Origin of the sequence: Colwellia sp. 6M3 (assembly GCF_014077595.1) — a bacterium.
Taxonomy (GTDB): Bacteria; Pseudomonadota; Gammaproteobacteria; order Enterobacterales; family Alteromonadaceae; genus Cognaticolwellia.
Map to the genome: position 1 here is coordinate 1 of NZ_JACGWF010000101.1, position 13,507 is coordinate 13,507.

A 13,507-nucleotide genomic window follows, 5' to 3' on the forward strand; every position below is an offset into this window, starting at 1 on the left:
TGTTTATCAACGAGGTGTTTCCAATCATCAAATGTTCTACGTGTCATAAGTCACTCCAAAATTAAGTTGGAGGAACTATAAATTCAAACGTTAATTAATAGAACGTGCTCTTGGCCAGACGTTCACACTCTTTTTATATTGGTGGCTTAGTTCTCTATCAGGATAAAGGTAGACCTACTTTTTCTGAACACTACAAATAGCTCAAAAAACTATTGATATTAATGTCTGCTAACGTATCAAAGCGGTCTATCGTCCTCTAATTTCTAAACCACAGGTACCTGAACCACCAAACAATAAAGTTTCAATCTTTATTGTCACTACTTAGTTCATCACAGAGCATGGGATTTTATAAAGTTTTAAACTTTATTGTTTCCTTACTCTTTTGGTATGACCGAAAAATTGGCCATGCAAGAGAAAAAAGTTCTAATCTCTATTGTTCTCCCGCAGGAATGTAAAACTAAGCTAGATGCAGATTGCTGGACGCTCACTTTTGATTAAGATTGTTTACGGGAATAATATTAGAAAATTTTGACTGGGTGACAATGGCTTGAAAGAAGTCGCTGATTAGTTTTAAAGGGTGATTGATTATAATGTTTGAGTTAAACCATTTGTGTAATGGCTTAACTCAGGTATAAAACAAGGAGTGGTATGTAACTAGTATTCTGTGGTCTTTGCGCCTTTGAAACGTCTGGCTGAACTTTCGTTAACGGGATTATATAGCTGACCATTTATGAGCGCCAACTCATATGCCCCTGTTGCATCAACCATGACCCAATTATCCAATCTACTGCTCAGTTGTCTAAAAAATTTACGTCCAAAAGGTGTTTTATGAATTTTGAATGCTTTTTCTGGTATTTCGTATGTAAGTTGTTTGAATGAATTTTGAATAACTTCTGGTACTTGGATAACTTTATATGAAAAATCTGTTTTATATGAAGAAATCTGTATTTTCCATTCAGTAGCTACAAAACTACTGTCTTTGGAGAACACTTTTTTCTCAATTGCGTTGTTTTCTAAAGCTGTCAGTTCTGATAAATAAAGAACCACTGAAAGTTTCTCAGGGTGGTATTGCCCAATATATTTAGACTGATTAGTACTTATTAACTCAAATACCGACATTCTTTTGTCACAATTGGATTTGCACACCATTTCATAGTCAAACTCTTTTGCTGTAGCGATTAAGGCGTTTAATGTTTTTTGTTTCGCTACTTCATGTGCTTTATCCGGATCTGTAAAGCTACCCCCTAACCATTCATCAGAGAACACCATATAATCGAATTCTCTTTTTTCTGAACGTCCAGTCAAGTAATCGTCTACAAGCGATAGTGCCAAGCCAGCAGCTTGACCGTCGGCAGAAAAAGCACCAGTCCCCGTTGCGCTAATTGCTAGGGCGTTAAACCCCTCGCTTTGCATTTTACTTGTCCATTCCGTAGATTTATAGTTAGAGTTTTGCAAAGTGTTTTCAAATTTCGTGCGTTCTGCAACTGGCATCAAATACCTAAAAGCGTATTTAAATTCAATAGAATCATTATTATCAAAGTAATCTGCATCGTAACTTTTTGTGGCACCTCTGTAGGAATCTGGTGCAGAACTGGCACAGCCGTAATTAAGTAAGCTAATAAGAGTGATCAGTAAGATGTTGAATGTGTGTTTCATGGTTTTCTCCTTGGTTTATAGGTACCTACTATAACGGTACCGTGTTGGGCGACAAAGTTAAATAGTTTAAATGTATTATTAGAACTTTTGCCTAATTTAGCGCTTTTTTGTTTGCTCTAAACAAAGGCATTGCTCCCATAAAAGGTTAACTTACGGGAGTTTTCCATCAATGAAACCAAGCACCACTCAAAGAACCGGATATTTTCTGGTTGTTTTTCAAGTTATTAATTTTGTTTGGATGGCATTTTATCCAGGTTTATTGAGGGCAGTTTGTGGGAGAACAATAGAGATTAGAACTTTTTTCTCTTGCATGGCCTATTTGTCGGTCATGCCAAAAGAGTAAGGAAACAATAAAGTTTAAAATTTTATAAAACCCCATGCTCTGTGATGAACTAAGTAGTGACAATAAAGATTGAAACTTAAGCGGACATTAAGAATCCTAGAGTAAAGACTCCTCCGTGCGCATTGCTGACGTTAGTTATTGATTGTTTTTTAGGTCAACTTGTAGCCAATTGCGGACATTAAGGCTTAGTTTGAAAGGATAACTACTGCCACATTGCAGACCTAAATTAGTCTTCGGAATTAGGCACGTTTATGTTCACTTAGATACGAAACCGGACATTAGCCATGGTATATCTAGCGACATTTGAACCGATGAAAATCAGCCCTGCGTTAGATAATAGAATTGTTCTAAATTTCATCAGGAATCTATAAAGTCAAAAATTCTAATTTGATTAGAAAATACCAAAGCGGACATTAGTTTAATATGATTTTAGGTATTAAATTCTATGGCGCTTCGGGGCACTTTGCTCCTTAGTGTTTTTAATCTAATTTGTAGTCGCTCAGTGCGCAACAATGTTATTAACTTAAGCTTAAATTACGAATTTACAATAAATTAGCTAGTTGCTAACCTAGCTATGAATTAAAAATAGAGATAAATCACTAATCAGCTGTTCAGTATTCAATTCAAATAGTACAAAAGTCAACCAATAAAACTCATTCAACTGATTTCTTAGAAAATCACCGTAAAAAACCAACCGATTTCACTCGAAATAGAACCCTTACTTTTCCTCGTCTGATTAGTTTTATGTTGAATGCTCTCAATGGTTCAATTCAAGCTGAACTCGTTCGATTTTTCTATGATATCGATGATAGCTACTTGTCGACAACATCAGTTAGAACCGCTGCTTTTTGTAAAGCCAGAATAAAACTCTCTCATCAGGCATTTATTGAGTTAAATGGTGAATTAGTTCAAGCGTTCTATGAAGCGGCAACTATAGAGAAATGGCAAGGACATCGGTTGTTAGCTGTTGATTGGGCAGTCACAAAATTACCTATCTCTAACGAACTACTAGAGCATTTTGGTAAAGCTCGCTCACATGCTGCTATGCCTCATGTTCGTCTTTCACAACTCTATGATGTTAAATATAATATTACTCTAGGTCTACAGGTAGAAAGCCATTCAACAGGATAGCGTGAAATGGCGCTAAAGCATTTAAATAAAACTGAAACAGGCGACTTAGTCGTTTATGACGGAGGTTATCCTGCCGTTTGGTTTTATAAATACCATAAGCTAAAAAATGTTGATTTCTGCATGCGTATTGTTAAAAGCTCTAATGTTGTTAAAGCCTTCCTAGAAAGTGGAAAATATAGTGATGTCGTTGATCTCCCTTGTATCGAAAAGTCTCTTCGTCGATGTAGAAAAGATAAAACATCTACCGAATTACTACGCTTAAGGTTAGTGCGAGTTGACCTACCATCAGGTGAACCAGAGGTATTGGTTTCATCATTAACAGATCTACAAGCTTATCCTACTTCTATTTTCTCTAATTTATATCACCAACGCTGGGGAGTAGAGGAAGACTACAAAGTATTGAAAAGTCGCCTCAATATTGAGAATTATTCTAGTGTTTCTGTTGCAGGAGTTTTACAAGACTTACACGCTAAGCTATTGACTAAAAACACTGCTGCTTCTGCAATCCATGATGCAAAACGAAAAATAAAGAAGCCTAAAAAGAATAGGCTTTATGAGTATAGAATCAACTACACCTTTGCGATAAACCAGCTAAAGGATAATGTTTTCAGATTCACAATGAAACTAGCTGAGCTTGAGTTATAAGAACTGGTGATAAGTAAAATATCAAAGAATTTAAGTGCTATTCGACCTGAACGTAGTTTTTTCGACAAGACCGTAGAAACAATGCAAATAAGTATCCAATGAATTATAAACGTATGTGTTAAACCCTTAAGTTAATGACATTGCAGTGCGCAAAGCGGAAGCTAGCAATTCGTTAATCCTAAAGCCCGCTTCAAGCGCAACAATGTCATTAACTTAAGCATGATGAAATACACCTATATCTCTGCTGCTCTTATTTGCATCGCTAGAATATGGTCTTCTGCTTTTTTATTGGCACCGTCATTATCAAGCAAAACACTATAAGCAATATTGGCAATGGCATTAGTTAGATCTTGGCTAATATAATTTTCATTGTTAAGTGCAACTAAACCTATATTCTTGCATAATATGAAAGAGTTGTGAGTATGGGTACAATCGACGCCACCAAAATGATGGTGCATGTTTTCATCTTTATAGAGCGCCATATGCCAGCCCCAAACATATCCTGTACGTTTAAAACCCAAAAACTTTTCATCGTGGTTGGCTAGTTTCTGGTGGATAGTTTATTACACTAATACTCAATCTAACTGTTTTCTCCTTTACTTATCATAAATACAAGTTCTTAAACCGCTAGTCATTTTTTTATACCAATAATCACAATTTAAATTCCATTTACTAACTTTTCTTTACTATGTCCCTAGGTGTAGCGTATTACGCCGCTAGGAGGGCAAGCTTGCTTTGCTAGAAAATAAGGACATAACCATACGCGGAAATGTCAAAGAGTATAACCAAGCGCTTAACGAGAAAAACTCTCAATAAGCAATACAAAACTAAAAAGGAAAACATTATGAAAAACAATGTGAATTTCGATGCATTAATTGCAAATATGGATCAAAACATCGGTATGAGCCAAACACCTCAAATCGAAGGTGGTTTTGGTAAATTTGTTGTACGTGTTGTTATCTACTTACTGTAGTTTATAACGTATTACACACCAAGAGAGCCAAGGCGTAATGTCTTGACTCTCTACTTAAGGGCTAATATATGAACGAATACTTAATCTTTTTATTGAAAACAGTCACTCTTATTTCTTTGTTAGTATTTTGCGTGGTTTTGATAAGCCGATTACGCAAACAAAAAAAGAAAGCTCCTCCCTCTTCTGGGATTGTAGTTGATGACTTAGGGATGCTGTACGCTGCAAGCGCCCAAAGAATAAAGTCTCACGTCATAACGAATAACGAACAAATAGCACAAGTCGAAGCGAATACCCCTGAAAGTAAAAATAATATATTCGTTTTAACTTTTGTTGATGATTCAAAAGCCGGCAGCTTAGAATCACTGAAAATAGAAGTATCCAGTATTTTAATGGTTGCTCAGAAAGGCGATCAAGTTATTGTTAAAATCAAAAGTCATGGTGGAATAATTGAGTCTTATGGATGTGCCGCCATGCAACTAAAACGGTTAAAAGATGCTGCTATCCACTTAACCGTTTCTATAGATGAGGTGGCTGCAAGTGCTGCGTACCTCATGGCCTCAGTCGCTGATAGAATTATTGCATCTCGTTTTGCAACCATTGGTAGTATTGGGATGATTTCAACTCAACCAAATTTTCATCGTCTATTAGAAAAAATCGGAGTTGATTATAAAATATTATCTTCAGGTGATAATAAAGAAAGTTTAAGTATGTTTGGTAAACCGACCGAACAGCAAATAGACAAGCTAGAAAAACAATTGTCCAGCGGTCATACCTTGTTCAAAAAAGCAATCGCAGAACATAGACCTATGATCGATGTGGAGAGCGTTTGTCAGGGGGATGTATGGTTTGGCGATACCGCTATTGATGTTGGTTTAATCGATGAAATAAAGCTCTTCGATGATTTAATTCTAGAGCATATATGCACAAGCAAAATCCTCTCGGTTAGATTTACAAAGTCAACCTCAGTGAAAAGTAATTTATTGATGAAATTAACAAACTTTATCAAGCCATTAATTAATGGTTAAGGGATCATAAAAATGAACAAATCTGAAATTAAGGTACTTGGGACGACGATAGTTTTAGATAAAGACTATCCTGGATTGAAAGCTATTATAAATTACCAAGAGCCCAATATTAGCTACATTGCTCAACATTTCGAAAAAGCGGTTCAACAAGGGGAGTTTAAAAAGCTTCTAGAGCATTTAACCACTGTATACATGACAGATTCTAAACGGTTTGAACAACGCACACAAAGTGAGGAAATATTTATATATTCGGACGAGTATATTAAACTAACGATAGGGTTAAGTGACGTTAATCAACTTGTTTACAAGAACCATAAACTGTCGACTGAGTCTGACTTACCTATATCAAATAACCGCAGAGCTACACTGACTAGTGTCATGAGTGAACGCCCTATTCATGTATCAAAGTTTGCCTTTGATCCAAAAAATTCACTTGAGGTTTTTGAAAGTGATATCCCATTGGTTCACAAAGAGACATTGACACTCCAAACTGATGAAGTACATATTGCAATGCCAGATAATACGATTCATCTATTTGAAGATACACAAGGTGATACGCTATGGACTTCATTGACATTTGTTAAAGAAAAGGCGCCGTTAGTTTGGTTGTTTGATACAAAAACTATGCGCTCTATGAAGGGGATATCCCCTGACGATGAAGCAACGAGGCAAGAATTACTTATCGAGTTATTGAATCGTCTTAACTATAGTGGTGCAACAGACTTTCTGAGTGAGCTTTCTGAACTCAGTGAATACCACTTCGTCCGATGGAAAGCGTTAACTACGTTACTAAGGTTAGATACCGCTAAAGGAATAGAAGCGCTAAAAAAAGCGACAAATGATAATCACCCTCATGTTAATAAAGCAGCGGTAACGACATACCAAAATTTTGTTAGCGCAGGCTTGGTATAAATAGGAGATATTAATATGGCACTTACATGGGATAGCACTCGCACTGATACAATTTCTTTTGATGAATTTGTTGAATATTTTAAAAAACAAGGCAGTAATCCAGTTAGCTCCAATCTAGAGGGAGCTGTCGATATGATGCAACGATTATACAATAACCGTGAGTTTCTAGCACAGGCCATTGTGGATCAACAATTAAAAAAAATAGCAAATGAGTACACTTCTGAAGTTCTAATTTTGCATCGTTCTGAACATTTTCTCGTTAGAGCAGTCGTTTGGTTGCCGGTAAATGAGAAGGAAAACAGTGAGCTTAATCATTTTGAGGATATTCATGACCACAACTTTAACTTCATTACAGTAGGATATTTAGGCGACGGCTACGAAAGCAATCTCTGGGAATATGATATTGATGATGTGGTAGGAGAAGTTGGTGAAAATGTCGACTTTAGTTTTATTGAACGCACGAAATTAAAGCCGCAACGTGTGATGTATTTACGTAAAGGTGTTGATGTGCATCAGCAAATTCCACCTTCGGAAATGTCTGTTAGTGTCAATGTACTAGAATTAAATAAAAAAAATGAAAACCAATACTTTTTTGATATCGATTCTATTGACAAACCCAATGCAAAAATCGCTCAAAATATCAATCCTCCTCTTGCCAGTACCTTATCCAAAATGATGGGACAAATCGGGAAATCAGAGATAGTATTAGATAAGTTAAGTAACCTTTCTTTCCCAGAGAAAAGTGCGCAAGAAAAAATTCGCCAGGAGGCAATCAATGAATCAAGAAAATTTAGCGTTATCCATTAGAGGCTTAAGTAAAACCTTTCATTCTAATAAACGTGATGTCACTGCATTGGAAGACGTCAACATTGATATTGCATCAGGAGAAGTTGTCGGGCTTCTGGGCCCGAATGGTTCGGGTAAATCTACGTTGGTGAAGATCATTAACTCTTTGGTTGGAAAAGACAAAGGTGAAATTTTCATCAACAATAAGCAGATTAGTGCTAAGAGCACTAATTATTTGAAAGATATCGGTACAATTCTAGAGGGAAAAACAGGAATAAATGAACGCTTATCAAGTTTAGAAAATGCTCAATATTACTGCCACTTAATGGGAGCTAAATTCGACAAATCTTACTTTCAACAATTAGCTACTACTCTTGGTCTTACTGAACTGTATAAACCGGTTCGTTCGTTATCTACAGGAAACAAAATTCGAGTAGCATTGATTGTGGCTGTCATTCATCAGCCGCAGGTGATTTTTATGGATGAGCCAACTCTTGGACTTGATATAGCCGGTGTACAAAAGCTGCAAGATTTTCTGAGGTCATTAGCAAATCAGGGGAAGACGCTTTTTATTAGCTCTCATGATTTAGAGTTTTTAGAACAAATTACACAGCGGATCGTTTGTTTGAAGTATGGAAAAGTATTGTATGACGGTCCTGCTGCTGAATTAGTAAAAAACGAATATGCATATGTAGCCAAAGTGAGTTTTGATAGCGAACTAGATACAAAAACACTTAAAACAACGTTTGATAACTGCGGAAAACAATCTTCTGACATAAAGTTTTTCTTTAAAAACTTCCCTGAGATGCAATCTTTTCTTGAGCAGCTGGAGAAATATAAGGAAGAAATAAAAAGCTTTCAAATGAGTAATTTCACGCTAAGAGACAACTACTTATCTTTCTTGGAGGAGCAGTAATATGTTGAATTTATTCACTAATGAAATCAGGTTGCAATTCTTTTTACTCAAACGCTATTGGTTTGAAACAGTTGCTTCTTCAGTTTTATTAATTGGCCTGTTCTTGGGCTTATATTTTATTATATCAGCAATGAATGATGGAACATCCGACGCAAGTGATTTGGAGACACTCATCATTGGCTTTGTAATTTGGGTGTTTGCTAATGCCTCTTATTCAAGTGCATCGAAAGATATAGTTGAAGAGATCAGACAAAATACATTAGAGCGTTTGTCACTATCTCCGAGCCCACTTTGGATGATTTTCCTGCTAAGAGCAATTTGGAATATTATAAGTGGCTTAGCCTTTTTAATATTTGCACTTACGGCATTGTCATACATCACAAATATACAACTTCAAATAGACTGGACAGTATTCCTACCTAGCTTACTTCTTGGCATGCCTTCATTGATCGGGTTGGGCTTTGTTATAGCTGGATTTTCAGTGTTATTCAAAAAAGCGCAAAGTATCCAAGGTGTTATTTATTTTGTACTAATTGGAGTCATCTCTGTAACGGCATTACCACTTAACCCTGCGTCTATTCTACCTTTCGCTACGGCTGCAACGACAGCTAAGTCAAGTATTTCAGGAGGGTTGCTAGATTTAAACACTGTAATATTTATCAGCTTAAATTCAATATTATATTTCTTTTTAGGCTTGATTATATTTAAAAAGTTACTCAACAAAAGTCGTCATGAAGGTGTTCTTGGGCATTACTAGAAAGACACAATAAAGCTGTCTCTTGATCCTGATTTGTGATCAAGAGACTACTTCCAAGTGCCTTTCTTCTTACTTGCTTACAATCCTTCAATTATTTACTTACACCCTATTAACTGTGTGCTTACGATCTATTAACCACTTATCACTTATTTCAGCCTCTCATCACAAATTAAACGAAATATCTCCTGAGTTTGATTTAATAACTTCTAACAAAAAGGAAGTAACGTGAAACAAAAAGGAAATAACATGAAACAAAAAGTAAGTAACATAAAACATAAAATTCAACTGCAAGACTTGAAAGAAAAACAGGCACCGTGTGGTATGGGAGAACCTGTTATTGCTGGAGTTATCGTGGCTGTTGTTCGCTCAATTGTGAACAACCGCTAGGTCACGACAATGTCAAATCAAGCGTACTTTAAGTGCTCACCACGTTCAGTGGACCAGTTTCAGAACATCAATCAACTGATGTCTGAACAGATTTCATCAAACACCAGAACTGCATTGGTAAATACATATTTGGATTTAGTGACTCAAGGTAGCTTTGGTGACTTTATTGAAGACATGTTGTTGAAAATAAAAAGCACCAGAGAATTCTCTCCAGTGTGGATTTCAAGCTCTGAAGTTCCTATCATAGCAACGCCAGAAGCAGTGTTATCGCTTCGCTATCATGATGCGTCGACCGAGCAATCAGTCATCTATGGTGTCCCAACCGATATTTATTTATCTTTGCTTTATACTACCAGAGCGGTAAGGGTTGTTGTATACACGTTGGACGACACCTCCTATCAGCTTCAAATTAAAAAGACCCTATCTGTAAGCAAAAATAACACAATACACTTGCCTAAAGGTGAATCTTTTAAAATAGAAACAGATGGTGTTGCGTGCTTTTCTCGATTAATGATTGGGCTGGGAGAAGGCACCCCCGTATTCAATGCTAGTAGTCTTGAATATATGTGCATGCTGTCGCTCGATCCAATTTCTTCTAGGTGGTATTTCATCGCTAAAGTGATCTCTTTGCTTAGCACAAAGAAGGCCTGTCATATTCTTAAAAAATTGACTAAACATGCCCATTACAACGTGCGATGGACAGCGCTTCAAGAACTATTCAACGTAGATCAAGAACAAGCACTTAACATATTGCAAGCATTTCAACACGATGAAAATCAATATATATCGGCAAAAGCTACTACTGAATGGAATCGAATTAGCAAATTACTTATTCACTGATAAAGGAGGTAATTCTTATGGCTCAAATATTTGATTTTGACCAGTCTGCAACAACGACGATTGACGAGTTTTGTAAAGAGGTTGGTCACATAAATTTAGATAATGAAAACGAAATTGCAGCTTTAGCGCCAGAATTAAACAAACTGGCAAATAATCAGGCCTGGATGGAGGATTTTATTCTCTGTGGTTTAACAGAGCCAGAAATTTTTCAAGCTGACAACATCTACAGCGCACAAAGCTATATGTTAAAAGCGATCAATGAACGAGCTTTTTTGCGATTTGCAATATGGGCGCCAAAGATATTTGATGACAATCTTGGCGAAGATAATTTTTACTCCTATCAAACTGCACACAATCACGACTTTTCGTTGTTGACAGCGGGTTATTTGGGTGAAGGGTATAGTACTTCATTATTTGAAATACCAGACCACCAAAATGTTATTGGCTATCCTGGTGAAGACATAGATTTACACTTTTTGGACCAAGTAACCCTGAGTCCAAGACGGGTAATATTATATGAAGCAGGAAAAGATATTCATATTCAACATGAGCCTCAAAGCTTATCCGTGAGCTTAAATTTAGTTGTTGCGCAGCCCCAAATGGATATCAGGCAATTATACTACGATATAGATAGTAAAAAAGTCGCTGGATTTGTCGCTAATGAGGATATAAAACGTGGAATATTTTTTAGATTCTCAGCCGCGATGCAATCACAAGCTTGCCAAAATTCGCTTAATGAAATCGCTCTATCTCACGGTTGTGAGCTAACTAGGCTATATGCATTCAAGGCAATGGCTGAAGGAAGTAGCTGTACCGAGCATTTAAAAGAAATGATGGCAGCGGATCCCTCAAAAATAGTCAAGTCATCAATACACGAGCTCAATAACGGTGTCAGAGAACTAAGTGTTTGGGGCTAAATATTCCCATGACATCAATTTAACATAAATTCACGAGTTTCTGCCGAAAATCATAAATATCAATCGACTACTCACTTACTCCGTTACAGTGAAAAAAAACGAATTAAGGAAAGTAAAATGTTTATTGTATTATTAGATGGATTAGTAAGCCCGAAAAATAACTTCAAAAACCCTCAGCTTCTGTCACGAAACAATTACACAACGCTAGCGTGTATTTTCGCAGTTATCATCGCAGGGTACGTTTCATTTTATTTTAACCTTGACCAGAGTTATTTACACGAGCAACTTTTAGTAGAGTCTATAGACTCTTCTATGACATCTGAAGAAGTTTCGTTAGCAAGTGAGACTATTCAAAATATACTTCCATTTATGGGTGTACTAGCCGGCTTGAGTAGTGCTGTTTTTCTCTTATTTAAAATAGCGATTGTTAGCGGGTCACTATACGCTTTCATAAAGCTTATAGATAAACAGGGTAATGCTTCATTTCGTCATGTTTTTTCTGCTTCTATCTTATCTCACATACCTTTTGCATTGATTGGACTTGGATTGCTTGGCATGGCATTTGTGACGAACCAAAGTGAAATGAGCTTAACAGCAACAGAGTTCAGCACTCTCGGTGAGCTTTTATCTGGCAAAAATATCGAAACGGTGGCGTTGATTAGTAATTTTAATTTATTTGATATTTGGGTGCTTTGCTTAATGACTTATTTTATTCATGAGAATACTTCCATTCATTACCCATTGAGCGCAGTTATTTCAATAGCATCAACCTTTTTATTTTACCTAGTTTTTGCACTTGTAAACTAACCGGTGGGTGACTAAATATGAAAAAAGTATTACGACTTTCTCTGATAGCTCTATTTGTTATATTTTTTGCGGTGTTTTCAGCTTATGATAATACGGATCTAGTTGACACCTATACGTTTTCTAGCCCTGTGTTAAAAGATACTTACGAGACGATTCTTGCGTCCGGAAATTTGGAGTTTGACAATAAAGTAGAAATTCGACCTGAGATCAGCGGTGTCGTCGAAAATATTCGGATAAAAGAAGGCAGAAAAGTCAACAAGGGGGATGTTTTAATTACCTTGGAACAAGTGAGCTTCAAAGTAGATGTAAATGCTGCCGAAGCTGAGGTGCGCATCAAAAAAATTGAACTGTTAAAATTAGAACAAGTTGTTAAGGATAATGTGCGAAGGTTGCAACAGCGTCAAAAATTAAAACAATCAGGTGTAGCCTCTCAAGACAGTATCGATGAACTAGAAAATGAACTAACCCTAGCTAATTTGGACGTGCAACAGAAAAAAGAGGAGCTTAACAAATCATTAGCGCAACTTGCGCGCTCACAAGAATTGTTGGAAAAGACCGTGTTTCGCTCTCCAATAGATGGCATCGTTTTAGAACTCAACACCAAATCAGGTGAATCAGTAATTGCAGGAACAACTAATATAGTAGGTTCGTCTTTACTGGTAATCGCTGAACCTGCCACCTTAATAGCCAACTTAAAAGTGGATGAAGCTGATATAGGCAATGTCAAAGTCGATCAAGAAGTAAAAATATACACCGCAGCAAATCCGCACCGCCCAATAGCCGGCACAGTATCAACAATGGGCTTAATCGCCAACCAAAGAGAAAATGCTGCTGGGCTATTTTACAAAGTTATTATCGATATGCAGGACAACAGCAATCTCTATGCAGGTATGAGTTGTCGGGCCGAACTTGTTATAGCCACAGAAAGCAATGTTTATGCATTGCCGATTTCCGCAATATTGTACAACGATCAAAAACCTTACGTATGGGCTGTCAAAGATGGAAAGCCCATCCGAAAGTTCGTATCACTGGGAATGTCTACGGACATAGAGCAGTCTATTCTTTCGGGACTTCAGCTTAATGATAAGGTCATCACCGGCCCAGCAAGAGCTCTTCAAAAATTAGATCAGAGTGGGCTGCAAGATGTCATTTAACGCCCCTTTAATCCACCTTCAAGCATTATCAAAAAACTATCAGCTTGAACAAGAATACTTTAAGGCATTGTCGAACATAGAACTTAAGATATTTAGCAATGAATACATTGCAATTACAGGACCATCTGGCAGTGACATGGTCAACTAAATTCAGACACCCTAGTTAAGCAACCATTTTTAAATCCACATTCATTAACTCAAAATTATTAGGACTGTGGTAATCCAAGTAAGAATGAAGTCGATAGCTGTTGTACCACA

At 36.7% G+C, this 13,507-nt stretch carries 16 protein-coding genes; 14 read left to right on the forward strand and 2 right to left on the reverse strand.

The window, feature by feature from the left end; genetic code table 11:
• Window positions 1-654: 654 nt before the first annotated feature.
• Window positions 655-1,656 (reverse strand): hypothetical protein, encoded by a 1,002-nt coding sequence (locus H4J50_RS16370; protein WP_182257377.1) that lies wholly within the window; start codon window positions 1,654-1,656, stop codon window positions 655-657.
• Window positions 1,657-2,743: 1,087 nt separating this feature from the next.
• Between H4J50_RS16370 and H4J50_RS19705 the strand changes: the two genes are divergently transcribed.
• On the forward strand, window positions 2,744-3,130 hold the full coding sequence (locus tag H4J50_RS19705) for a hypothetical protein (protein WP_259366280.1): 387 nt from the start codon (window positions 2,744-2,746) through the stop codon (window positions 3,128-3,130).
• Between the two features lie 6 nt (window positions 3,131-3,136).
• Window positions 3,137-3,775 (forward strand): transposase, encoded by a 639-nt coding sequence (locus H4J50_RS19710; RefSeq protein WP_259366281.1) that lies wholly within the window; start codon window positions 3,137-3,139, stop codon window positions 3,773-3,775.
• Window positions 3,776-4,008: 233 nt separating this feature from the next.
• Here the strand turns inward: H4J50_RS19710 and H4J50_RS16380 are convergent, their stop codons facing one another.
• Entirely contained in the window at window positions 4,009-4,296 is a 288-nt protein-coding gene (locus H4J50_RS16380; RefSeq protein WP_182257378.1) for a hypothetical protein, read from the reverse strand.
• Window positions 4,297-4,619: 323 nt separating this feature from the next.
• Between H4J50_RS16380 and H4J50_RS19715 the strand changes: the two genes are divergently transcribed.
• The 12 genes from H4J50_RS19715 to H4J50_RS16435 all read left to right on the forward strand — a co-directional run bounded on the left by H4J50_RS19715 (window position 4,620) and on the right by H4J50_RS16435 (window position 13,397).
• Entirely contained in the window at window positions 4,620-4,748 is a 129-nt protein-coding gene (locus H4J50_RS19715) for a hypothetical protein (RefSeq protein ID WP_259366282.1), read from the forward strand.
• Window positions 4,749-4,816: 68 nt separating this feature from the next.
• The gene (sohB, locus tag H4J50_RS16385) at window positions 4,817-5,773 is read left to right on the forward strand and encodes a protease SohB (RefSeq protein ID WP_182257379.1); all 957 of its coding nucleotides are present in this window, start codon (window positions 4,817-4,819) and stop codon (window positions 5,771-5,773) included.
• Window positions 5,774-5,785: 12 nt separating this feature from the next.
• Window positions 5,786-6,685 carry a HEAT repeat domain-containing protein gene (locus H4J50_RS16390; protein WP_182257380.1) on the forward strand — a complete coding sequence of 300 codons (900 nt, stop codon included), beginning with the start codon at window positions 5,786-5,788 and terminating at the stop codon, window positions 6,683-6,685.
• 15 nt (window positions 6,686-6,700) lie between these two features.
• Window positions 6,701-7,492, forward strand: a complete 792-nt coding sequence (locus H4J50_RS16395; RefSeq protein ID WP_182257381.1) for a hypothetical protein — start codon at window positions 6,701-6,703, stop codon at window positions 7,490-7,492.
• Complete coding sequence (locus H4J50_RS16400; RefSeq protein ID WP_182257382.1) at window positions 7,461-8,387, forward strand: ABC transporter ATP-binding protein; 927 nt, start codon at window positions 7,461-7,463, stop codon at window positions 8,385-8,387. Before H4J50_RS16395 ends, H4J50_RS16400 begins: the two co-directional genes overlap by 32 nt.
• A 1-nt stretch (window position 8,388) precedes the next feature.
• Window positions 8,389-9,144, forward strand: coding sequence for a hypothetical protein (locus H4J50_RS16405; RefSeq protein WP_182257383.1), 756 nt, complete (start codon window positions 8,389-8,391; stop codon window positions 9,142-9,144).
• A 225-nt stretch (window positions 9,145-9,369) separates the two neighbouring features.
• Window positions 9,370-9,531 (forward strand): hypothetical protein, encoded by a 162-nt coding sequence (locus tag H4J50_RS16410; protein WP_182257384.1) that lies wholly within the window; start codon window positions 9,370-9,372, stop codon window positions 9,529-9,531.
• 9 nt (window positions 9,532-9,540) lie between these two features.
• Window positions 9,541-10,371, forward strand: coding sequence for a HEAT repeat domain-containing protein (locus H4J50_RS16415; protein WP_182257385.1), 831 nt, complete (start codon window positions 9,541-9,543; stop codon window positions 10,369-10,371).
• 17 nt (window positions 10,372-10,388) lie between these two features.
• Entirely contained in the window at window positions 10,389-11,288 is a 900-nt protein-coding gene (locus tag H4J50_RS16420) for a hypothetical protein (RefSeq protein ID WP_182257386.1), read from the forward strand.
• Window positions 11,289-11,405: 117 nt separating this feature from the next.
• A complete protein-coding gene (locus H4J50_RS16425; RefSeq protein ID WP_182257387.1) occupies window positions 11,406-12,095 on the forward strand; it encodes a hypothetical protein in 690 nt (229 codons plus the stop codon).
• A 17-nt stretch (window positions 12,096-12,112) separates the two neighbouring features.
• On the forward strand, window positions 12,113-13,249 hold the full coding sequence (locus tag H4J50_RS16430; protein ID WP_182257388.1) for an efflux RND transporter periplasmic adaptor subunit: 1,137 nt from the start codon (window positions 12,113-12,115) through the stop codon (window positions 13,247-13,249).
• Entirely contained in the window at window positions 13,239-13,397 is a 159-nt protein-coding gene (locus tag H4J50_RS16435) for a hypothetical protein (protein ID WP_182257389.1), read from the forward strand. The genes H4J50_RS16430 and H4J50_RS16435 overlap by 11 nt, the downstream gene beginning before the upstream one ends.
• The last annotated feature ends 110 nt before the right edge of the window (window positions 13,398-13,507 follow it).

Bases quoted from the DNA above. Each gene is read 5' to 3' on its own strand.
- H4J50_RS16400 (WP_182257382.1), top strand. From the start codon at position 7,461: ATGAATCAAGAAAATTTAGCGTTATCCATTAGAGGCTTAAGTAAAACC.
- H4J50_RS16390 (WP_182257380.1), top strand. From the start codon at position 5,786: ATGAACAAATCTGAAATTAAGGTACTTGGGACGACGATAGTTTTAGAT.
- H4J50_RS19705 (WP_259366280.1), top strand. From the start codon at position 2,744: ATGTTGAATGCTCTCAATGGTTCAATTCAAGCTGAACTCGTTCGATTT.
- sohB (WP_182257379.1), top strand. From the start codon at position 4,817: ATGAACGAATACTTAATCTTTTTATTGAAAACAGTCACTCTTATTTCT.
- H4J50_RS16405 (WP_182257383.1), top strand. From the start codon at position 8,389: ATGTTGAATTTATTCACTAATGAAATCAGGTTGCAATTCTTTTTACTC.
- H4J50_RS19710 (WP_259366281.1), top strand. From the start codon at position 3,137: ATGGCGCTAAAGCATTTAAATAAAACTGAAACAGGCGACTTAGTCGTT.
- H4J50_RS16435 (WP_182257389.1), top strand. From the start codon at position 13,239: ATGTCATTTAACGCCCCTTTAATCCACCTTCAAGCATTATCAAAAAAC.
- H4J50_RS16395 (WP_182257381.1), top strand. From the start codon at position 6,701: ATGGCACTTACATGGGATAGCACTCGCACTGATACAATTTCTTTTGAT.
- H4J50_RS16430 (WP_182257388.1), top strand. From the start codon at position 12,113: ATGAAAAAAGTATTACGACTTTCTCTGATAGCTCTATTTGTTATATTT.
- H4J50_RS16420 (WP_182257386.1), top strand. From the start codon at position 10,389: ATGGCTCAAATATTTGATTTTGACCAGTCTGCAACAACGACGATTGAC.
- H4J50_RS16370 (WP_182257377.1), bottom strand. From the start codon at position 1,656: ATGAAACACACATTCAACATCTTACTGATCACTCTTATTAGCTTACTT.
- H4J50_RS16425 (WP_182257387.1), top strand. From the start codon at position 11,406: ATGTTTATTGTATTATTAGATGGATTAGTAAGCCCGAAAAATAACTTC.
- H4J50_RS19715 (WP_259366282.1), top strand. From the start codon at position 4,620: ATGAAAAACAATGTGAATTTCGATGCATTAATTGCAAATATGGATCAA.
- H4J50_RS16415 (WP_182257385.1), top strand. From the start codon at position 9,541: ATGTCAAATCAAGCGTACTTTAAGTGCTCACCACGTTCAGTGGACCAG.